This is a genomic window from Candidatus Nomurabacteria bacterium (assembly GCA_023898525.1).
Taxonomy (GTDB): domain Bacteria; phylum Patescibacteriota; class Minisyncoccia; order Phycocordibacterales; family UBA918; genus OLB19.
The window spans coordinates 274,141-296,417 of record CP060227.1; the positions used below are offsets into that span (position 1 = coordinate 274,141).

The window sequence follows — 22,277 nt, forward strand, 5'->3', positions numbered from 1 at the left end:
TCAAGCTCATTGAATAAACTTTTATTACTCTTCATCCTTTTAAAGGAGGGAAAATGTTTGAAGCTAGAATTTATCTACTTCACCATAAAGTAATGTGTCACGAAGGAGTGACCAAGATTGAAATATGTAATTACACCACCAGGGTATTGATAAAATTTGATATCAATAATGGTTATTATATTCCTTTGGAGTATAGGTTTAAACCATACATTTCAATAGACCCGACATTGGAACCAGTCATTAATTTTGTATCGCTTACCTTTAGAGACGAGAATCGTCTGTATAGTAGCGGTAAATACGAAAGTGGTAAAGTGAATTATATATCATCTGATGAGGTGCAAATAATTGCAGATAATATTGATGAACTCAATATTATCATACAAAAATTTTTCACCGGAGAACTTTGCAGAGAGGGAGAAGAAAAAACTGCTAGAGAAATTGCAAAGGAAAAACAGTCTAAACTTCAAACCGTAGCCACCAGGCTCACAAAAAATTTATGGATAATTATCGGAAGCAGAGCTGGTTATATACCAATCAGCAACCTAACCTTGTTTGATAAGGAGAACCTCAAACTTTTATCTTACAAAAACATTATAAAAAACATTGAGAGTATTGACTCACATATTTCCAGGGTTAGAAAAACTTTCTGGTATAAGATTGGCAGAGTTTTGAGACTTTGTCCAAAGTAAACTCAATTACATAGACGGAATCAGCTTTACTGTTGGTTCCGTCTATTTATTTTATAGTTAATCCTCTTGAATCACCACCCTAATTGCACAGACCATCACTTCCAAAATATCTGATGTGGAGACTTGAAATTATGTCTCTTTCTAGGACGATGATTTATACGACGAACCGCTTCAGAAAGTTCTTGTGGAGTAATGGTGTTGAAATCCAAGTCTTTCGGAAAATATTGTCGAAGTAGCCCGTTAGTATTTTCATTGGTACCACGCTCCCAAGAGTGGTATGGATAAGCAAAGTACACAGTCATACTCGTTTGTTTCTCAAACCGTTCCCAGTCACTGAACTCGGTACCGTTATCAAAGGTAGCGGTCTTTCGTTTGTTTTTGGGTATACGCCTGAATTTTTCCACCGCCAGTTTAGTGAGTAAAGTAGCATTTAATTTTGGCAGAAGATACGCAATTAGATACCCGCTTCTGCGATCAACGAAGGTGACAATACGTACTCGTTTGTCTCTTCCCAGCATAGTATCTCCCTCCCAATCTCCCAAACGGGAGCGACGTTCAATAATGGGCGGTCGTTCATCAATACGACGTTTCTTGGCTCTTTCACGAACTTTTTCACGTATTTTGGTGCCTCGTTTGCGCCGATACTTGCCTTTCTGAGAACGAAGAAATTGTTTAAGGTGTGGAGCTCGTTCGTTAATGTATCGGTAGATAGTGCTCGCAGAGATGTCATCACGTACTCCGACTATCTGTTCCGGTGAGTAGTGTTGTTTTAATAATCGTTTCACTTCTCGTAATAATACTCCTTTGAGTATTCTAGTACCTTCCATAGCAATGATACGTGCCTGTTTTTTCTTTCTGCGAACCTCGCGAGCATCGTATCTATCCCGACCACCATACGCTTTAATATGTCTATTAACCGCACTTGGATCTTTGTTGATAATGTGCGCAATCTCCACTCCTGAGTATCCCGCTTTGAGCATACGTGAAATAACCGGCCAGTCTTCCGGTCCTATTTGTTTGTGTGACATACAAAAGCAGTATGTATGTCATCTTGACCTGTGCAATTAGGGTGCAAAGGATTGTGCAATTAGGGTGAGAATTCAGGCCTATACAATTGACTATTTGTCAGATTTTGATACTATTCTAGCCACTATGTCACAAGATTTATTGGTAAAGCTGGTTTCAGCTGGCGACAAAAATGGTGTTGGAAAAGGTCATGTCTACTACACTCGCTACAACAACAAGGTCAAAAAAGACCCGAGCAAGAAGTACGAGACCAAAAAATTCAACCCAATCGCTAAGACTCACACTGTCTACAAGCAAAAGAAATAGGAAAATAGAATTAAAAAAACCACCAACTTTAGTTGGTGGTTTTTTAAATTTAATCCCTTTTTTATAGACCTCTTTTCAAAAGTAGATGCAGGTGTGCTTGTTGGAGTATTTCTGTCGAAAGAGCCGTATCTGGATATACGGTGACAGAGACAAAAATACGAAACAAGTGCAAATGCGCTACTTTTGAAAAGAGGCTTGTTATTTTAGCTTTTTATCCTTAGCCGAATCATACTTACCCTGACTAGCCAGACTATTCATACGACAAACATGTAGCAGCATCTTCTGCGCTTCCTCGGCATTTTCTGGCTTACCACCCCAAGTCTGCAAAAATGGTTCTTCAATCGCTCTTGAGTACGAGAAAGTAATTGGCCACGGCTGTTCACCAAGACCGGCAATAGCATTTAGATTTTCGGTTGCTCGCTTTGGTGTTTGACCGCCAGACAAAAAGACAATCCCACCCACCTCGTGTGGTACGGACAGATGAAAGGTTCTCAGCGTAGCGTTGGCCACCTGCTCTGGCGTAGATTGCTCGGCATTCATATCACCAGCTAAGACCATTGATGACTTCAATATCAAGCCACCCAAATCCACTCGGTAAGTTTGTAGTGTCTGGAAGAGTATCTGCAGAGTGCGAGTCGTAACCAGTTCAGCCCTAGACAATGAATGATCGCCAGCATAGATAACTTCAGGTTCAACCATTGGAACAATTCCAGCCGCTTGCGCCAACTGCGCGTAGCGCGCTAAAAAGACAGCGTTCATGGTAATGGCTGCGTCGGTCGGTGTCTCCTCGTCATCAATCGTTATAACAGCTCGCCACTTGGCAAAACGAGCGCCGAGGTCATAATATTCTTTTAGCCTATCAGCTAGATTATCAAGACCCTGGGTCACCACCTCACCCTTAAAACCATGCAAATCAACAGTACCTAAGTCCACCTTAATCCCCGGAACTATTCCTTTAGCCGTCAACACATCAGGAAACGGAGTGCCATCGTCAGTAGAGTTCTTGATAGAAGAGTCATACATAATGACACCAGAGAGATATTTTTCTATCTCAGGAGCGGTAAAAAGAAGTTCTCGAAAATCTTGCCGGTTTTCCGGCTCGTTGGCCAAATGTACCATCTCCAAGCGTTTACCGGCCGTTTTGTTACTTTCGTCTGCCGCTAATATTCCCTTACCCGACGCCATAAGAGCCGCTACCGTTTCATATAACTTGGTGTTCTTTTTCATACTGCTTATAGTGTAGCAAAATAATACAGCCCACGTGTGCGCGGGCTGTGAAGAAAGTTCCAAAAAACTCAGTAGGGTTTTAGAGCGAATATGTACGCATCTATACCTTCAATAGCTTTTATAGTATTACACCTTGCTCTGTATTGTTTAATAATCTTTTCTATAGCATTTTCCAAAGAAATTCTGAATGCTGAAGAATCAGCTTCAGCTTCATGAATCAAACTATCTCCTCGACATTTCATTCTCATATTCATTGATTTGTGAATTTTTCCACCCATATCAATAACATTTTTTGCAAGAATACATACCGGCACTTGTCTTGGTGATATCTTACGATTAGCCTTACTCAGTCTAGTTAAAGTTTTAATTTTTGACTCAAGTAGAACAAATTCTAAAGCCAAATCTCTCAAGATACGCTGAGATAGATTATCGTCTGTAAAAGCACTTAATTTTTTTTGTACCATAACTCCCCCCAAAAGGTTGACAAAATACTACTCAACCAGCATAGTACTACTTAATTATGCTTAGTCAAGAGGAAGAGTGGTTGCTTAGGGAGGGGTTCGGCGGCAAAAAAAGCGCAGCTTTTTTCGCCGCCCGCACTAAACTCGCCACCGGCACTCCCCTAGCCTATTTAATCGGCTACACTCCTTTTCTAAATACAAAAATTTACCTAGATTCAAGTCCTCTAATCCCTCGCCCCGAAACTGAATTTTGGACAGAAAAAGCCATTGCTGAAATAAAGGCTTGGCAAAAAAATACCGACCGACCAGTTAAGATACTAGACCTTTGTGCCGGTAGTGGTTGTATTGGAGTAGCGGTAGCAAAAAATATCCAAAACTTAACTGTAGACTTTATCGAACTCGACAATCACCAAACACTTATCACAAAAAACTGCAAAGAAAATGATATTGGCTCCAGTCGCTTTAGGATTTTTTCTGGTAACTTATTTTCACCACTGACAGACGAAAGTTATGACTTTATTCTTACCAACCCACCCTATATTGATAAGACTCTCGACCGCGTTGAAACTTCGGTAAAAAGCCACGAACCAGAACTAGCCCTCTATGGTGGCGAAGCTGGCTTGGAAATAATTAGTAAGATCATTGAACACGCTCCTGACTTTTTAAACCAAAATGGCGAGCTTTGGATTGAACACGAACCAGAACAAGTTGCCAACATCAACGAGTTAGCCTCTAGTAAATTTACCGTTATTAACCACCAAGACCAGTATAAAACCGAACGTTTCTCTCAATTAGTGCTAAAATAATGAAGATATGATTGATACAAGCCTAGCTACCTTACCTCTACATACCATTATTACCACGAGTTTCTATCTGGTTTTAATTACCTATATTGTCTTCACCGCGATATTGTATTACCACTGGAATGAGTACAGTGTTGAACCGACTGTTACTAGAACCACTTACGTTTTTTACTTTGCATCCACCCTGCCTCTCATTCTTATTCTCAGCATCACTGCTCTAATTATTTAAAAGTTGAGTATGTTATACGAAAAAATCCAACTGGAACCGAATGAAGAAGTACTGAAAGTTGTCCGTAAACATTGGTTTATTATTGTCTCTGAATTATTTGGAACCTTCTTGATGCTACTCGCACCCTTCTTCATGATTTTCTTTATCATGATTTTGCCGTTTGAATTTATTCCAGACACCATTCACCTAGAGTCCCATTTACCACTAATTATTTATATAGTGTCTATTTGGTCATTAATGGCTCTGATGACCGGATTTATGATTTGGACCCATTATTACCTAGATCTTTGGATTATTACCGACCGGAGGATTATCGTAATTGATCAAGTCCGTTTTTTTGACCGCCAAGTGAGCAGCTTTCGCTTAGAACGTTTGCAGGACATAAGGTATTCTATTGACGGCCTAATCGCCACCTTCCTAAAGTTCGGCACCATCAGAGCCCAAACCGCCGGTATGGGTGAAAACAGTTTCAAAACCACAGGCTTACCCGATCCGCGCGAACTGCAATCAATCATCCAAAAAGCCACTGATGCCAGACTGGGTATCATCAACGAACATCACCATACACACTAAACTATAGAAAATACTTGCATATCAACCACATCTCACCTACAATCTAAGCACTATGAGCAACAAACTTCCAACTGGTGCCTACAAAGGTGTGCGTGATTTTTACCCGGCCGACATGGCAATACAACGCTACATATTTAAAAGCTGGAGTAAAACTGCCGAAAACTTTGGCTTTGAACGCTATGACGCCTCCATTCTCGAACCAGCCGATCTATATAAAAGCAAAGGGTCAGCCAACGAAGAGATTGTAAACGAACAAACCTACACCTTTATCGACCGCGGTGACCGAGAGGTTACTTTGCGTCCCGAGGTGACCCCAACCGCCGCCCGGATGGTATCTGGAAAACAAAGAGAGTTGAAATTCCCTCTGCGTTGGTACTCGATTCCCAACCTCTTCCGCTATGAAAGACCACAGCGCGGACGACTCCGCGAGCACTGGCAACTTAACTGCGACATCTTCGGTAGCGACGACTATCTGGCTGATGTTGAGATTATTGCCCTAGCCTATCAAGTTCTAATTGATTTTGGAGCTACGCCGGACATGTTCGAAATCAGGATCAATGATAGAGCTCTAATGAAGCGCACCTACCACGCTCTTGGTTTAGATGATGAGACAATTGACAAAATCACCAGACTAAATGACCGACGCAGGAAAATAGACACCGATACTTACCGTGACGAACTCACCACCATTACTGGTGACGAGTTACTCGCAGAAGAAATTATTATCATTCTGGACAAATCTGACGAACAGTCCGACGTAATGATCGGCCTTCAAGAACTAGGAATCAATAACGTCGTCTTCGACAAAAGCCTGGCTCGTGGTTTCGACTATTATACAGGGACAATCTTTGAAATCTTTGATACCGCCAGCACCAACAACCGTTCCTTGATTGGTGGTGGCCGTTACGATAACCTGACCAACTTATTCAGCAACGAACCGATAGCCGGAGTTGGTTTTGGTATGGGTGATGTAACTATGCGTGACTTTCTGGAGACTCACAACCTTTTACCAGACTCTGCTAAAAACACCGCTCCGTCTCTAATGATAATTCCACTGGAAAATTCTTTTAACCTAGAAGCACAAAAAATCGCCAGTATTTTCCGTAAGCGTGACGTAAAAACAGCTGTCGATATCGGCACCAAAAAAATCGGTAAGAAAATCTCTGACGCCGCTGAACGTGGTGTTCTGTACACAATGATTATCGGACCGGACGAAATAAATAGCAATACTTTTTGCTTAAAAAGCCTAGCCGACGGCCTTGAAAAAACTGGTACTATAGATGAATTATCAATGGGACTAATAACTAATTGCCAATAATGATGCGCTATATAATATTCGATTTAGAGACCCAAGATGCTATTAGTAGCAATGACCCAACAACGATGGATATATCGGTAGGTACTTTTTATGATAGTCTCGAAGATAAATACACCACTGTTTCCATAGACGAGCTCCAAACCGTTTGGCCGATTTTAGAAAAAGCCGACGCTTTAGTCGGCTATAACAGCAATCACTTTGACATCCCTCTTTTGAACAAATACTATCCGGGCGATCTAACTCACATCAAAAGCATTGATCTCCTAGAAGAAATTAAGAACTCACTCGGTCGAAGGCTCCGTCTTGATAGTGTGGCCGAAGCCACGGTGGGCGCCAAAAAATCAGCCCATGGTCTCCAAGCCGTTCGCTGGTGGCGTGAAGGTAAGATTGACGAAATCAAAAAATACTGCGAGCAAGATGTAAGAGTGACCAAAAAGATTTTTGATTATGCTCTCAAACACGGTCACTTAAAATTCAAAGACGGCTCCCGCAAGCGCGAAATCCCTCTCGACACCAGTACCTGGATTATAAAAGAAGAAGCGGCGATGACACATTCGTTACTTTTTTAGTCACAGATACAAAACTATTTATATAAAAAAAATTCCCCGTCAGCACTATAACCAACGGGGATTTTATTTGCATCAAGAAACCTAGAGGCTTTATGTTTTATATTTAGCATGAATCATTTTCGCCTCAGTCACGGTTCTGGCTTCAGAGAGAAGTTCTTGGGTATCTCTCATAATCTTTCTCGAAGTAGCTAATGCTGCCACAGTATCTTCCTTGGTGCTCACTGATGTTAAAATGATTATGATCTCATTTCTCAATTTATCAGCCTTGGTCTGCATATTTTCCAAGACTACGCCTGTCTCACCACAACCCTCACTACTCAAACGAAGAATCTCGTTATTCGCTTTTGTCACAGCACCCAAGATTTCACCCGATTCGGATATCACCTTTTCTTTCAGTAGCTCCAAAGTCACACCTCGTTTTTTAATAAAATCGCGTACCCTATATTTAAGAGATTTAAGATCTGAAAGATAAAACTTAGATCCTGAGGCTGATAAAGTAGAAAGCTTTTCACGAAATAAGTAAAGTTGATACTTGGCAAGTCCTGTTTTGTTTTCAGGAACCTTATATAGAGTGTCAAGCTTTTCACTCAGTTCGTTCTTCAACTTCTCACACTGTCTGTTTTCCAACTTATCTAGATATCCCATAATTTTTTTTGCCAGTGGCAAAAGGACATATAAATAAATACCTAAAAACACGCAGAGGGTTAAAAGTAGCGCACTCAAAAGAGCAAATGACAAGTAATCTCCGTAATATTGACCAAAAATATTTTTGGAAATCAGTAAAAATAGGGGTCCAAACAGAGCAGTTGCCATGAGAAAAAAATACATCTCTCCCTGGCCTAGTGTCTTGAGTCTAGTAATCATTTTTACTTCTCCTTCTTCAATTTTAAAAAACTACAAAAAACTTTTATTATGTAGAACAATGTACATACATTATTGTGTTTCGTCAATAGTAAAAGCGACGACAAAAATAGATATATTTGTAAGAAGAAGCGGCGATGACGCACTCCTTGTTGTTTTGATGAGAATAAAACAAACAAGCGCTGTTGCTAAATTACACACAACAGCACCCTTTTACTTCTTTACCTTATTTATCTATCTCCCCATCGCCTATGCTTTCTTTGGTCCCATTTAAGGATAACTGCAAGAAAAAAAGCAGCAATTATCAGTCCTCCAAAAATTACAAAACTAATTGGCCCAATATTTGATAACCATTCTACAAACTCATTCCACATTGTTTTAACTCCTTAAATAACAGTTTTGAAAATTCAAAAATACTATATCACTCTAATTCTAGTTAGTCTATCTAAACAAACAGCGTGAAGTAAAAGATAGTCAACGACAACACAATGCTGTACCAAATAAACGGCCACAAAGTATAGCGACGAATGAAGGCTAAGAAAAAGTGAATGACGATAAGAGCGGTTACAAAACTGATAGAAGCACCCAACATTATCGGCAACCAGTTTACTTCCCCTTCGATAACCAACAAATCCAGAAGTTTTTTAGTACCAAAACCAAGAGTGATAGGAATGGCCAACAAAAAGGAAAATCGTGCCGCTTCATAACGCGTCAGTCCAAGTAGCATCCCGCCCGCTAAAGTCGCTCCGGATCGTGAAAAACCAGGTAGTAAGGCTAAGGCTTGGAATAAACCAACCTGCCATCCACGTCTAACCGTGATAGTATCTTGCGGTGGGTTCAAATAATATCGCCACTCTGCGTACATAAAGAAAATAGCCGAAACAAATAGAACACTAACCACGACCAGTGCGTGATTGAGATACTTATCAAAAAGCGGCTCTAGCAGCAAACCAAGCAAGACCGCCGGAATAGTACCAACTAATAAGGCATAAAGTAGAGTCAAATCCTTCTCATTTACCGGTAACTTACCCAACTTTCTCATAAAAGTCTGAATCAACACCCAGATATCACCCCAAAAATAAACCATTATGGCTAGAGTAGTAGAAAGGTGTAAGATTCCGTCCATTGCTAACTGATTGACGTCATCTACCGACAAAGCCTCCCTCACCAATATCAAATGCCCACTAGAAGAAACGGGCAAAAACTCCATTATGCCCTGAACCAGGCCAAGTATAATTGCAGACAAAACATCCATAATACACAGAACAGTATAACACTAAATCATTATTTATCATGCTATAATTAGTTAATATAATTTATTAAGTAAAAGTATTTTATGGAACCATCTTTCCCACCCACCAAATCAAATTCTTCTCCAGCCATTCCCATTGCCATCATCTTCGGTTTTGGCCTGATTGCTTTAGCTATCTACTTTAGCGGTATTGGCGGCGAGCCCGACAAAAGACCCACCCTACAAGATAACCCCGAAGCCGTTGGTAACGGAAAGATAAAACCCATAACCGATGCTGACTACATACGAGGTAACCCTAATGCTCCGATTATGATCGTTGAATACTCAGATTATGATTGTCCTTTTTGTAAGGAATTTCACACCACCATGAAACAGATTATCAATGAGTACGGAGTCAGTGGTAAAGTGGCTTGGGTTTACCGACAATTTCCACTAGCCGAACTTCATCCCAACGCTCCAAGAATCTCCGAAGCTGCCTTGTGTGTTGGTGAAATCGGTAATGAAACAGCCGGTTCCGATGATGCTTTTTGGGATTTTACCGACCTAATCTTTAATGAACGCAATACCAATGAATTCACAAACATTAGCCGACTACCGGAATATGCAGAGTTGGCCGGTGCTGACAAAGCAGCTTTTGACTCTTGTGTGAAAAGCGGCCGGCATGAAAATACTGTCAAAGACAGTTTGCGTGACGGAGCTAGTGCTGGCGCCAAAGGAACACCGCACACTTTTGTCATTGTCGGTAACCAGCAAATAGCGATTGAAGGTGCTCAGTCCTACGCTATGATACAAGGTGTGGTAGAGACACTCCTCAACCAATTAGAAGGTAAAGAAGTTACTCCAGAAGAGACAGGGGAATCCGACACAACCACCCCTTAACTAAAGTATAAAGTTCATAGTAAAAACCCAACCTCTTATAAGGCTGGGTTTTTACTTTGCTGAAGAAAATGTTTTAATTAAGTGACAATAGTCGCACTTTGACTCATCGCATTCTATTTGAAGACAATGACCACTAACCACCTCGTCAGTTGCTTTGATGATTTCTCCCTTCAGTTCCTCTATCTCTTCATCAAGAATAGTAAAAGACTCTTCGTGTATCACTCCTTTAGTATCCGGCTCTACAAACGACAAAACGCCGGTCCGACAATGGAATTCTTCATCCTTATGCAAAGACAGAAGCAAAGCATAGAAAACTAATTGACGCTTATAATTACCGTCACTAGTTTTGGTCTTACCTTCAATCACTCCCCGAGTTTTTGGTTTGCCGGTTTTGTAGTCGACCACTTTTACCACTCGCCCATCTTCTGCAAAATCCAGACGATCAAAGTTACCACTCAACATTACCTCCGGAAAATCTGCCAAGCCAGTCTTAAGTGGCGCCTTGAGCGAATACTCAGTCTTATAAGTCTTACCGAGCGAACTTTCAAGGTGCGGCAAATAAGCCATAATTGAGTTAAAAGCACGCTCGTGATTGCGGGTAAATTCAGCGACAGTTAACAAACTTTTTCCAAGCACCTGATCTAGCAATACTTTTATCTCGGTAACTTCCACTTTCTCACCTCGACTCATTTTGATCACAATCTTTTCCAAGACCGAGTGAACCGCGCTACCAAACTGCAACTCTGGAGTCTTGATAGTTGGTACCCGTAAGACATTTTTATAAATATATTCCCACGGACTCTTATGATAATTATTAAAAGAAGTAGCTGACCAACCACGTTTAGTTAAAGCTATCCGCAAAAACTCCGGATCAATCGTCGGCTTTGGTACTGACCTCAGACCACCAAGTGGATCAAACTTATTTTCATAATCTTTTGTATCCTTGTGATTTACTTCCCCTTCAATCCCAACCAAAAAGCGTGACGGCACCAAGTCCTTTCCTTCACCGTTAGTTTCAGAGTAAGACATGGTTAATACTCTTTTGGCGCGAGTCAAAGCTACATAGAAGAGTCTACGTTCGTCATCTTCCGCTTGCGCTTTTACATCCTCCACCTCATGCTTTACCACTGGCAACTCAAAGGTAGACGAGCGTGTGGTCGCGCCCCAAACATTGTCATTTAAGTGCGGTATCACCACCACTTCAAACTCCAAACCTTTGGCTTTGTGGGCCGTCATGAGTCCGACCGCGTCACTATGAATTTCAATAAACGGCGCACTGATAGAAATATTATGCCGCTCCCCCATTTCAAACCGAGTTAAAACTGAAGCCAAGTCTAGTGCTTCTTTTTTATCAAACATTGCTTCCACCTCATCATACACACGTCTCACCACCCTAACCGCATCATAGACCTCGCTCTTTAAAACCCAGTTGAAAAACCCGCTTTCTTGTAGCAAGAATTCCAAAATCTGCGCCGGCGTTTTTGTCGCACCGAGTCCGCGCGCTTCTTCGAATAATCTGGTGATTCTCAAAACTGATTCTGTATTTTGCACCCCAGCTTCCTTAAGATTTTCTTCACTACCAACAATTTCTCGAAGCGGTTTTTCATAAGACTGCGCTTGAAATATCGCCACCATATCACTGGCAGAAATTCCCCAGTATGGCGCCTGCAATACTTCTGCCAACGCTGCTTCTGACTTTATATCTAAGACAGCGCGTAAAAGTTTCTTGATAGCTACAAAGATCGGATGACTCAAAATATCATTATCAGACGAAGGTGAGACCGGTACACCGGCTTTACGCATCAAGGTGGCTAGTTGTTCTATTTCATTGTTGGTACGCACAATCACCGCCATTTCCTGCCACGACACACCAGCGCCGTGGTGTTTTTTAAGCTCATCCACCAGCCAAGTATCCTCAACCGCGCGGTGCGAAAAACTTTGGCTAGTTATATCCGCCTCGTATTTATTAAAAGCCGTCAGTGGTACACGTAAGTCTTTGAGGAGCGGATCATCTGACTTTATACACTCATGTGCCAAATCAAGAATAAATTGATCTGAGCGGTAGTTGTTAGTTAAAGAAATAGTCGTTGCTCCTTTATAGACATTCTCAAAGTATAAAAAGTTATCGAGTGATGCTCCCTGAAAACGATAAATCGCCTGCTTCTCGTCACCTACCACAAAGACGTTAGGGTTTTCATGATAAGAAGCCACTAGTTCAATCAAATGGTTCTGACTTTGATTCACATCCTGATGCTCATCCGCCAAGATGTATTGGTATTGCTCCTGTACATCAAACAGCATCTCTTGATTATTCTCGAGCGCCACGATCGTATCCAAGATCATATCCTCAAAGTCATAGAGACGCGCTGCCTTCAATCCTGAAATATATTGACGATAAAGCGATAATAGTTCTTGATTGCGGTTTAAGAATTTTTCGGCAGTTAAGTATTCACCACGAACCTTACCTTTATGCGCGCCTTTGGTGTGATACTGCTCAATGTCATTTAGTCGACTTATTTGCCCTTCAATATGAGTAGCAAACTTATCCGGTGAAATATCTTCTTTCTTTAGAGTTGAGATAGCATTTAAGACCGGTTTGACGTAGTAGGTATGGTCGCCATGTGGGCGCAGTTGCTTATACTCACCGTTTTCGAGCAAGTCCTCAATCAGCATGATTTTCTCCAAGTCAGACGCCGGCCGACCGCCAACAATATTTTGGTACGAATCCGGGTACTTCCGGATCATCTCCCCAGCAAAACTATGAAAAGTATGAATCGGCACATGATAAGCATCAGAGCCGATAAAGCCAGCCAGACGCGTCCGCATCGCCCGCACCCCTGACTCGGTAAAAGTAAGGGCGAGGATATTTTCCGGTTTAGTATCAGTTTGTCTAAGGATATTAGCGATTCGTAAAGTCAAAATCTGCGTCTTTCCGGTACCCGGCCCAGCGATTACCATCACCGGGCCCTCGATGGTATCAACCGCCTTTTTCTGCTCGGTATTTAACCCCTCATAAGCTTCCGTAAACACCACTTCATTCTCCTTTTTCTGATCACTAGTTTTTCCTGACATGGTGAGAGTATAGCATTTTAAAAACCGATCACTTACCATTTACACGATCATGCATTTATAGTATAAATTACTAAGCGATAATTTTTAAAAATTATCAATTTTGGACTTTTACAGGAGATGAAGTAATGGTTTATGTACCTTACAATCTTGATTTTACAAATAAACAAAATTTTATTCTAAGATTTTATACCAATGTTATTATTCGGCTAATTAACGAAAAACTTCAAAGCTTCAAAGGCGACAACATTTTGCTTTTGTGCAAAGTGGGAGAATTGCTAGATTGGCTCCCAAGGAAAATTCGTTACACAGTATCACTTAAACTCTTGGAGTCATTACTTTACAAAAATTCCAAAAACCTTGCTCCGATTCTGAAAAGAATTGATCCTACATTGATACAAGATCAGTTTCAATCATTGATTCTAAACAGGGTTTTTGAAAATGACTATGAAGGACTGAATCGTCTATCTGTCTTTTCAGCACAAAGGAAGGATACTACACTCGATATTAGTACCATAAGAAGTATCATAAATTGTTATCAAACCGAAAAGGAAATAGACCAAGAAGCACTTTCGAGGCTAAGAAGTTTTCGACGATCCATAGAGACAGATAGAGAGTTAACTCTTATTTGTCAAAATGGTGAAAAGGTGAATTTTGATCAGCAAGAAGCGGTAATCAAACTCTTTCCTTATTTTGTGGCCATAACACTATTACACAAAAACATTTCGCCTAGTGAAGACGTGACAGCAATTATGATAGGGAGAATATGGTATCAACCAAAAGCATTTCCCTTATCAGAAGGAGAGTTATACGTTGCCACAGAATTAATTGCAAAACTGATACAAAGTAAAGGGATAAAAAACATAGATATAACTTTTAGTACTATAATAGAATTTTTATCAAAACATTATCGTTATTGGTTTGGAATAGGAAAAATTATTAGAGCCATTGATGATGAGGTCAAAATTAATTATTTTACAGAATACTTTAACTTAAGATGTTATGTAGCCTGTGATGACGAAATCGGGTCAGAAACGGAAATTCGTTTACTTGCTGAAAAAATAAATGGGTTTCTAGATTAATAAATATAGGATGGATTTTTAAAAGAAAAATCCATCCTGTTTTTATTTCCTTACCACAGATAGTTATCGTGCAGGTGCAAAAATTCCATTGACATCTACCTCCTAGAAGAGCATAATCTAGGCTTATTTATAGGCTTGTCCGCCTATTTAGGATTAAATTTAATATATTCTTTATGCTTACAGCCGAAGCCGCCTTAGCCATTTTTGCTATGTTTGGTATTTCCAGCTTGGCCATATTCTGGGCTAAACGTTTCCGCATTCCCCACACTGTATTTTTGGTGATTGTTGGACTTATTATTGGTTTGATTTCACATTTTTCTTTCTTTGAATTTTTCACTGAATTTGAATTCACACCGGAACTACTATTCTTCCTACTCTTACCTACTCTTATATTTGAGTCAGCTTATAACATAAATATCAGACGCATTGTTGACGACGCCGGAATTATTGTCCTTCTGGCTGTGGTTGGACTTCTTATCTCCACCTTAATTATTGGTACGTCAATATACTATCTGTTATTACTCTTAGGTCTCCATGCACCATTTATAGTTACTCTACTGTTTGGTGCACTAATCTCAGCCACCGACCCAGTGGCGGTATTAGCTCTCTTTAAAGAATTTGGTGCCCCACGAAGACTTTCTCTCATTTTTGAAGGTGAAAGTCTTTTCAATGATGCCACCGCTGTCGCTTTGTTCCTAGTCCTTCTTGGCATAGCCAGCTCCGGTTTTCATGGTGGCGAAACCATTCTAGAAGGTACCGTTAGTTTCACCTCAATGATGATAGGTGGTGTTTTCTTTGGTGTTCTCATGGGATTAATCTTCACCAAACTGATTGGTTACGCTAAGGAGAACGAAGTGGCCAGTATTACTCTTACTATAGTTTTAGCCCATACCACTTTTATTCTAGCGGAGATATTATCTCATTATCTATCATTTATGGGCTTTGAGCTCCCGCTCTCACCAATTATCGCCACCACCATCGCTTCGCTGGTAATGGGTAATTATGGACGTAGCAAAATTCACCCGAAAGCTGAAGAGTTTGTCGAAAAACTTTGGGGGCAATTAGCTTTTTTAGCTAACTCTTTAATTTTTATCTTGATCGGTATGTTAGCCGTACCAGTCTTACATCTCGATTTAAACATGATGACTGTGGTAGCAGCTACCATTGTTGTGGTTGCGGTTGCTAGAGCTATTTCAATTTATCCGACAGTCGGTTTGTATAATCAACTTATACCGGAAGAAAGAAAAGTACCAACTTCTTGGCAACATCTTCTATCCTGGGGATCGCTACGTGGTGCTTTAGCGGTAACAATGGTACTGATGATACCAGACAATCTAAGTGTTGCCGGCTGGAATCTTAACATGACACCTAAGGAATTCCTTTTGTCACTAACAGTTGGTTGTATCTTTGCTACCCTATTTATCAAAGCTACGACCATGCAGCGAATTATGAACCGATTAAAACTTGACCAACTAACAGATATAGAACAAGTAGAAATTCAAGAGGCTCGCGCTCTAATACACCACGAAGTAAACGACAGAATAGCAGTCTACCAAAACCGCGGCTACATAGAAGATAAGGTAGCCAATGAGCTGACCAGACAACACCAAAAACAATACGATGAAGCCTGCCAAGAATTATGCTCCCCTGATACAAAAGAACTCTCTACTCGCGCCCTTCGCATGTACGCTATTGGTATTGAGAAAAAATACCTAAAAGAACTCTATCATCACAACGAAGTCAACGAACGAGTGTACAGGAGACTGACCGGTAAGCTACAGCTACAACTTGAGGCGATTGAAAGTGGCAACCTAGCGCCAGATATGACACTCCATACCGACAAGCGAGATGTCTTCGACCGCTTGGAAGGTTTCTTCTATAAGTTAATTGGTAAAAATACCGAGGAACAAACTGTAGATGAGTTATATATGTACTACCGAGCGCAAGCTATTATTTCTCGCAAAGCTCTAAAGGAACTTACGGCCATAGACAAACCAAGCGCCGAACATATCTTTACCAAAGAAGCCTTGGCTCACGTGGTAAAACTCTACACGACCTTCAAAGAAAATTCCGAACAAAAAATGGAAGCTACCGCCACCAAACACACAGAAAGATATGAGAAATTGGCTTTTGAACTAGCCACTCACGGTGTAGAAAAGATACAAGAAAATGTCTTGCATGAACTATACGAACGTGGACTGATAACCCCGAAGTTATTTATTACTTTATCGGAGGAAATGGGTGAAAATAAACAAAGTTAAATCTTACGTTGAGTAAAAGAACACAAAACAAAAAGTGCCTAATACCAATACCTCTTTGAGCTTGAATCACCACCCTAATTGCACAGACCATCACTTCCAAAATATCTGATGTGGAGACTTGAAATTATGTCTCTTTCTAGGACGATGATTTATACGACGAACCGCTTCAGAAAGTTCTTGTGGAGTAATGGTGTTGAAATCCAAGTCTTTCGGAAAATATTGTCGAAGTAGCCCGTTAGTATTTTCATTGGTACCACGCTCCCAAGAGTGGTATGGATAAGCAAAGTACACAGTCATACTCGTTTGTTTCTCAAACCGTTCCCAGTCACTGAACTCGGTACCGTTATCAAAGGTAGCGGTCTTTCGTTTGTTTTTGGGTATACGCCTGAATTTTTCCACCGCCAGTTTAGTGAGTAAAGTAGCATTTAATTTTGGCAGAAGATACGCAATTAGATACCCGCTTCTGCGATCAACGAAGGTGACAATACGTACTCGTTTGTCTCTTCCCAGCATAGTATCTCCCTCCCAATCTCCCAAACGGGAGCGACGTTCAATAATGGGCGGTCGTTCATCAATACGACGTTTCTTGGCTCTTTCACGAACTTTTTCACGTATTTTGGTGCCTCGTTTGCGCCGATACTTGCCTTTCTGAGAACGAAGAAATTGTTTAAGGTGTGGAGCTCGTTCGTTAATGTATCGGTAGATAGTGCTCGCAGAGATGTCATCACGTACTCCGACTATCTGTTCCGGTGAGTAGTGTTGTTTTAATAATCGTTTCACTTCTCGTAATAATACTCCTTTGAGTATTCTAGTACCTTCCATAGCAATGATACGTGCCTGTTTTTTCTTTCTGCGAACCTCGCGAGCATCGTATCTATCCCGACCACCATACGCTTTAATATGTCTATTAACCGCACTTGGATCTTTGTTGATAATGTGCGCAATCTCCACTCCTGAGTATCCCGCTTTGAGCATACGTGAAATAACCGGCCAGTCTTCCGGTCCTATTTGTTTGTGTGACATACAAAAGCAGTATGTATGTCATCTTGACCTGTGCAATTAGGGTGCAAAGGATTGTGCAATTAGGGTGAGAATTCAGGGAGTTAACCTTGACTTATGTGTGATATATCATATTCTACGTAATAGGATAATTTGAATAACATCTTTTCTAAGGAGAGACAATGAAGTACTTTAAAAGCCTATTAGTTGTTTTTGCTGTTGTTTTTTCAACAACAGCAGCAACAGCAAAACAATCCATGACTGTTCAGAGTTTTCAAAGTTAACAGGCATGTACATTCAAAAAGAGTGTACAGGAAAAATAATAAGATCATATCAAATTGAGGGATACGATCAGTTACCTGCCACTGCAATACTGACAATGAGACACATAAACGCCGCAAAAGAGTTTGGGGAATCCATTTCTTATAAAAAAATAACTGGTTTTAGTTTTTTTCCAGGGATCACAAAGCACACAACCTGGTCGCTAACATACAACAAAGACCAAGATTCATTTGTTGTGGAACCAAGTACCAACAATCAATATGGTATTGGCATGAAAACAGGCATAATTATAATAATCTTGATTTTCTGTTCATTATTGTCTGGATATCTAGATTCCGCAACCGTTAACCCCCTGAGAAAACCGAGCACCATAGCAACTGCGGTTGGAGCAATAATCGGCATTAATTCAAGCATTGCTTCCGCAATATTTTGTGGAATACTCACGTTTTTTGTAATAATGTTTACACGAGCTAAAGTAGATGTCGAAGGAGAACCCTGTTCAGTTTCTACCAGCGTAGTATCAGGCATAATTATCGGTGGATTTCTAGGTTGCATGTGTTTACTCATTCTATCTGAAGCAGGATACGAACTAAGTAACCATATAACCATGAATGGAGCACTGTTCTTAACACTTCTTATTGTACTTAAATATTCTTTCATAATATCTAACGGACTTATGGGAAGTAAAAAGCATCCTAGCCTGTCTACATAAAAAACCGAACAATCATTCAAAAACGCCCTACAATCATTTTCTGTAGGGCGTTATTTTATATTTTTATAGGTTTTGTAATAAGACTTCAGTCTCCTTGCCATACAAATTAGGAGGAGCGGAGCTCTGACTATAATTTGTTAGTGCGAGACCTTTCAATTTTTTACATTCCTAAGTGAAAAATTGAAGAAAAATCGTACCTTAGTACGATTTTGGTCTACGTGCCCTGAAATTAAGGAGTCACTTTAGTGATGACTATAATTTCAGTGTGCACGCAGACATTAGATTTGACCTTACCAGGGAAAATCTAATGTCTAAAATCCTACTTTTAGTAGGATTTTAGTCTGCGTGCCTTCTCATGTTGCCTTATCTTCTCCAAAGCCTTCGCTTCGATCTGACGAATACGCTCACGAGTCACGCCAAATTCTTTACCTACTTCTTCAAGGGTATGGTAAGTACCGTCCAAAAGTCCATGGCGCATTTCGAGAATCTTTCTTTCCTTTTCTGACAAAGTATCTAAAATTTCAGTGATTTGGTCGGTCAAAATACTATGTGCCACCTCCTGGTCTGGAGACACAATTTTGTCGTCAGAAATAAAGTCAGAAAGTCGAGACCGATCATCCTCATCACCGACCGGAAGTTCAAGTGAGATAGTGTCCTGACTAATTTTTTCGATCTGATACACTTTTTCTACTTCTACCCCCATTTCAGTAGCAATCTCTTCCGGCATTGGTTCTCGCCCAAGGTCCTGAGATAGACGTCGTGACACCTGCTTGTACTTAGCCATAGTTTCTACCATGTGGACTGGAATACGAATCGTACGAGACTGATCGGCCAACGCACGAGTAATCGCTTGACGAATCCACCAAGTAGCATAAGTAGAAAACTTAAAGCCTTTGGTAAAGTCAAACTTATCTACCGCCTTGAAAAGACCTAGGTTTCCTTCCTGAATAAGGTCTAGCAAAGTCAGATCCGGTGAGCGTCCGACATACTTCTTCGCAATCGATACCACTAGACGTAAGTTGGCGCGAGCCAAAAGATTTCTCGCTTCCTCATCCCCTTCGACAATTCTCTTTGCCAATACTCTTTCCTCATGGGCGTTCAAAAGTGGATATTGCCCAATTTCTCGCAAATACATTTGGATAGAATCATAGCTACTGTCACTACGCTTGAAAGCGTTTTTTTGAGCAATTACTTCAACACTCGGATCTTCACCCAACATTCCACCGCTTTGCAAAACATCAATTCCAGCAATTGAAAAACGCTCATACAAGACATCTAAGAATTCGATGTCTTTTTCTATCTCAGGAAAAGAGCGAAGTAGCTCGTCGTAAGTTATGTAACCACGCTCGCGCCCCATCTGCATCAACTCGGCCGCCTTTAGCTCGAGAATCCTCTCGCTCTTGGTCAAGGTCTTTTTCTTCGCGCTTTTAGTAGCCTTAGTTGGATTTTTAGCTGCTGGTTTTTTAGCTGTCGACTTGGTTGTTTTATTAGTGGCTGCTTTAGTTGTTTTGGTAGCCTTAGTCTTAGTTTTTACAGGTTTTTTAGTTACCACCTTAGCTTTAGCTTTTGGTTTAGCCGTTGATTTTTTTACCGGTTTTTTAGCTACTTTGGTAGCAGTCTTGTCAGTTTTTTTAGACACTTTTTTAGCCGGTGTCTTGGCTTTGGTAGGAGCTTTTTTTACTGTGTTTTTTTTGTTGGTTTTGTTTACGGTTTTGGCCGCTTTTTTACTTGCTGTTTTAGTTGTCTTTTTACTTGCTTTTATAGCCATAGTCCTACAACTATACATAAAAAAACCAAATAGTCTAGTAGCTTAATACACTTATTTAGTGTATGAGAGTTTGGTCATACGGGACCCTCTGACGCTCTAATTGCAGTTCCCCCACCTCCTTCATACTACTAGCCACCGTCTCAGTATCACCCTCTTTTTCCGCTTCACTGATCTTTTTTCTAGCCATCTGCAATTTTTGCCTAATCATCACCTCTCGTAGTTGGTTAAAAGCATGGACAACCTCGTCCTCAAAAACCTTGCGCGGGTACTGGTCAAGCGCCGCTTCCATACGAAAAGTTACCTCTGCTAACTCTGACTTTGGAATAATATTTTCAATTTCTACTAAGGATAATTCTGTATTAACTTCAATTTCTTTTACTAAACGCTCTGTGACCTCAGGTTTAAAAAGTGGTAATACCCCCAGCAGATAAGTTAATAGTGTTTCCTTTCTTTTTTCTCCGTTAGCACCAACATCTTTTTTTGATACTACTTTACCTTGATTTACACTCGGAACAACTTTAGCTGAATGTTCCGCCGATTCGCTTAAACGCTCCAACTCAAAATGAACAGCGTCCTTGGTTGTACCAAGTGCTTCAGCAATTTTGATAGTAAAATGATCTTGATCAATCCTATTAGGCAGAAGCAAAACGTAGGGCAAAACCTCCTCTCTAGCTCTCAACTTAAAGGTTCGCTCCTCAAGCTTAGCTTGAGCTAGAATTGATAACAAAAACTCAATAACATGGACTGACTTCCCAACAATCTGTTTAAATTCTTTCGGGTCACGCAAAATCATATCAGCCGGATCAGCTCCCTCCGGCATTACTGCCACCTTCACGTCTAAGCCACGACGAAGCATCAAATCTGCCGCTTTCTTGATAGCAGCGATTCCAGCTTTATCAGCATCAAGTGCCAACACCACTTTGTCCGACAATCGCTCAAGTAGTTGCACATGCTCCACCGTCAGAGCCGTCCCCGAGACCGCTACAGTATTGCTATAACCAGCTTGATGACTCATCACTACATCAAACTGCCCCTCTACTATCAAGGAAAAACCAAGCTGCCTAATACCATGCTTAGCCTTATGATAACCATAAAGTATTTCAGACTTCTTAAATAGTTCTGTCTCCGGTGAATTTACATACTTGGGTATATCATCCCCTTTTTCTACTGTCCGCCCGGAAAAAGCCACCACTTTCCCACCCTGATTAAAAATCGGAAACATCACCCGCTTACGAAATACATCATATGGCTCTTTACCATCCTCTCCACCTTTGATTAAACCAGCCCTTAAAAGCTCATCCTTGGTGTACCCCTTACCACTTAGATATTCTTTGGCCGCGCGCCAACCAGCTTCCGGTGGACCGGGCGCAAAGCCTAGTCGCCACGTCGCCATTGTAGCGGCCAACACTCCGCGCTTTAAAATGTATTGCTGTACTTCAGTATTTTCCCGTAAAGAAGCTTCATAAAAAACAGTTGCTTCTTCGAGTACCCCATAAGAGCGATCCTGCTCAGTCTTTTTCTGTGGCGATACTGGTACCAACGGAACCCCAGCCTTATCAGCCAACATCTTTAAAGCCTCTTTAAAATCTACCCCTTCAATTTCTTGGATAAAAGTAAACATATCACCACCAACGCCACAACCATAACAATGATACATTCCACGCTCTGGTGACACGTTAAAAGATGGGGTTTTTTCATTATGAAAAGGACACCGCGCTTTAAAATGTCGCCCGGCTTTATGAAGCTCCACGTAGGGAGAAATCACATCAATAATGTTGAGACGGTCTTTGATTTGCTGAACAGTATCACTCATAGTTTTGTATTGAGTGCATTATACGCGAAATTTGTAGTCGATGCACAAACCTTGACTTTTTCCCTTTACTTCCCTGTTTTTATTGATATATTGGTGGT

The 22,277-nt window shown here is 40.7% G+C and carries 20 protein-coding genes; 11 read left to right on the plus strand and 9 right to left on the minus strand.

Annotated features, from left to right (window positions below):
* Positions 1-53: 53 nt before the first annotated feature.
* On the plus strand, positions 54-689 hold the full coding sequence (locus H6779_01190; GenBank protein USN88044.1) for a hypothetical protein: 636 nt from the start codon (positions 54-56) through the stop codon (positions 687-689).
* Positions 690-784: 95 nt separating this feature from the next.
* Here the strand turns inward: H6779_01190 and H6779_01195 are convergent, their stop codons facing one another.
* On the minus strand, positions 785-1,717 hold the full coding sequence (locus H6779_01195) for an IS30 family transposase (GenBank protein ID USN88045.1): 933 nt from the start codon (positions 1,715-1,717) through the stop codon (positions 785-787).
* A 124-nt stretch (positions 1,718-1,841) separates the two neighbouring features.
* Here H6779_01195 and rpmG point away from each other — a divergent pair, with 124 nt between their 5' ends.
* Positions 1,842-2,021 (plus strand): 50S ribosomal protein L33, encoded by a 180-nt coding sequence (gene rpmG / locus H6779_01200; GenBank protein USN88046.1) that lies wholly within the window; start codon positions 1,842-1,844, stop codon positions 2,019-2,021.
* Between the two features lie 198 nt (positions 2,022-2,219).
* Here rpmG and H6779_01205 read toward each other — a convergent pair whose 3' ends face one another.
* Together H6779_01205 and H6779_01210 are read right to left on the minus strand one after the other, a co-directional pair.
* On the minus strand, positions 2,220-3,248 hold the full coding sequence (locus tag H6779_01205; GenBank protein ID USN88047.1) for a fructose-bisphosphate aldolase class I: 1,029 nt from the start codon (positions 3,246-3,248) through the stop codon (positions 2,220-2,222).
* A gap of 68 nt (positions 3,249-3,316) precedes the next feature.
* Complete coding sequence (locus H6779_01210; GenBank protein USN88048.1) at positions 3,317-3,712, minus strand: hypothetical protein; 396 nt, start codon at positions 3,710-3,712, stop codon at positions 3,317-3,319.
* A gap of 56 nt (positions 3,713-3,768) precedes the next feature.
* On the opposite strand from H6779_01210, the gene H6779_01215 reads away from it, so the two are divergent.
* From H6779_01215 to H6779_01235, 5 genes are read left to right on the plus strand one after another with little or no spacing between them, the layout of a single operon-like run.
* Positions 3,769-4,515, plus strand: coding sequence for a peptide chain release factor N(5)-glutamine methyltransferase (locus H6779_01215; protein USN88049.1), 747 nt, complete (start codon positions 3,769-3,771; stop codon positions 4,513-4,515).
* Between the two features lie 7 nt (positions 4,516-4,522).
* Positions 4,523-4,741, plus strand: a complete 219-nt coding sequence (locus H6779_01220) for a hypothetical protein (protein ID USN88050.1) — start codon at positions 4,523-4,525, stop codon at positions 4,739-4,741.
* 9 nt (positions 4,742-4,750) lie between these two features.
* Positions 4,751-5,314 (plus strand): PH domain-containing protein, encoded by a 564-nt coding sequence (locus tag H6779_01225; protein ID USN88051.1) that lies wholly within the window; start codon positions 4,751-4,753, stop codon positions 5,312-5,314.
* Positions 5,315-5,366: 52 nt separating this feature from the next.
* Positions 5,367-6,632, plus strand: coding sequence for a histidine--tRNA ligase (gene hisS, locus H6779_01230; protein USN88052.1), 1,266 nt, complete (start codon positions 5,367-5,369; stop codon positions 6,630-6,632).
* Positions 6,632-7,201, plus strand: a complete 570-nt coding sequence (locus H6779_01235) for a ribonuclease H-like domain-containing protein (protein USN88053.1) — start codon at positions 6,632-6,634, stop codon at positions 7,199-7,201. Before hisS ends, H6779_01235 begins: the two co-directional genes overlap by 1 nt.
* Before the next feature lie 90 nt (positions 7,202-7,291).
* On the opposite strand, the gene H6779_01240 is transcribed toward H6779_01235, so the two are convergent.
* Positions 7,292-8,014 carry a hypothetical protein gene (locus tag H6779_01240; GenBank protein USN88054.1) on the minus strand — a complete coding sequence of 241 codons (723 nt, stop codon included), beginning with the start codon at positions 8,012-8,014 and terminating at the stop codon, positions 7,292-7,294.
* Between the two features lie 493 nt (positions 8,015-8,507).
* A complete protein-coding gene (gene uppP, locus H6779_01245) occupies positions 8,508-9,317 on the minus strand; it encodes an undecaprenyl-diphosphatase UppP (GenBank protein ID USN88055.1) in 810 nt (269 codons plus the stop codon).
* Positions 9,318-9,398: 81 nt separating this feature from the next.
* Between uppP and H6779_01250 the strand changes: the two genes are divergently transcribed.
* Positions 9,399-10,193, plus strand: coding sequence for a thioredoxin domain-containing protein (locus tag H6779_01250; protein USN88056.1), 795 nt, complete (start codon positions 9,399-9,401; stop codon positions 10,191-10,193).
* Between the two features lie 51 nt (positions 10,194-10,244).
* Here H6779_01250 and H6779_01255 read toward each other — a convergent pair whose 3' ends face one another.
* A complete protein-coding gene (locus tag H6779_01255) occupies positions 10,245-13,265 on the minus strand; it encodes an ATP-dependent helicase (protein ID USN88057.1) in 3,021 nt (1,006 codons plus the stop codon).
* Between the two features lie 125 nt (positions 13,266-13,390).
* Between H6779_01255 and H6779_01260 the strand changes: the two genes are divergently transcribed.
* Complete coding sequence (locus H6779_01260) at positions 13,391-14,344, plus strand: hypothetical protein (GenBank protein USN88058.1); 954 nt, start codon at positions 13,391-13,393, stop codon at positions 14,342-14,344.
* A gap of 173 nt (positions 14,345-14,517) precedes the next feature.
* Entirely contained in the window at positions 14,518-16,605 is a 2,088-nt protein-coding gene (locus tag H6779_01265) for a sodium:proton antiporter (protein ID USN88059.1), read from the plus strand.
* Positions 16,606-16,695: 90 nt separating this feature from the next.
* Here the strand turns inward: H6779_01265 and H6779_01270 are convergent, their stop codons facing one another.
* The gene (locus tag H6779_01270; protein USN88060.1) at positions 16,696-17,628 is read right to left on the minus strand and encodes an IS30 family transposase; all 933 of its coding nucleotides are present in this window, start codon (positions 17,626-17,628) and stop codon (positions 16,696-16,698) included.
* A 265-nt stretch (positions 17,629-17,893) separates the two neighbouring features.
* Between H6779_01270 and H6779_01275 the strand changes: the two genes are divergently transcribed.
* On the plus strand, positions 17,894-18,598 hold the full coding sequence (locus tag H6779_01275) for a hypothetical protein (protein ID USN88061.1): 705 nt from the start codon (positions 17,894-17,896) through the stop codon (positions 18,596-18,598).
* A 325-nt stretch (positions 18,599-18,923) separates the two neighbouring features.
* Here the strand turns inward: H6779_01275 and H6779_01280 are convergent, their stop codons facing one another.
* Both H6779_01280 and dnaG read right to left on the minus strand, forming a co-directional pair.
* Positions 18,924-20,366: a sigma-70 family RNA polymerase sigma factor gene (locus tag H6779_01280; GenBank protein ID USN88062.1), complete on the minus strand. Its 1,443-nt coding sequence runs from the start codon at positions 20,364-20,366 to the stop codon at positions 18,924-18,926.
* A 55-nt stretch (positions 20,367-20,421) separates the two neighbouring features.
* Positions 20,422-22,179 (minus strand): DNA primase, encoded by a 1,758-nt coding sequence (gene dnaG, locus H6779_01285; GenBank protein ID USN88063.1) that lies wholly within the window; start codon positions 22,177-22,179, stop codon positions 20,422-20,424.
* Positions 22,180-22,277: the final 98 nt, after the last annotated feature.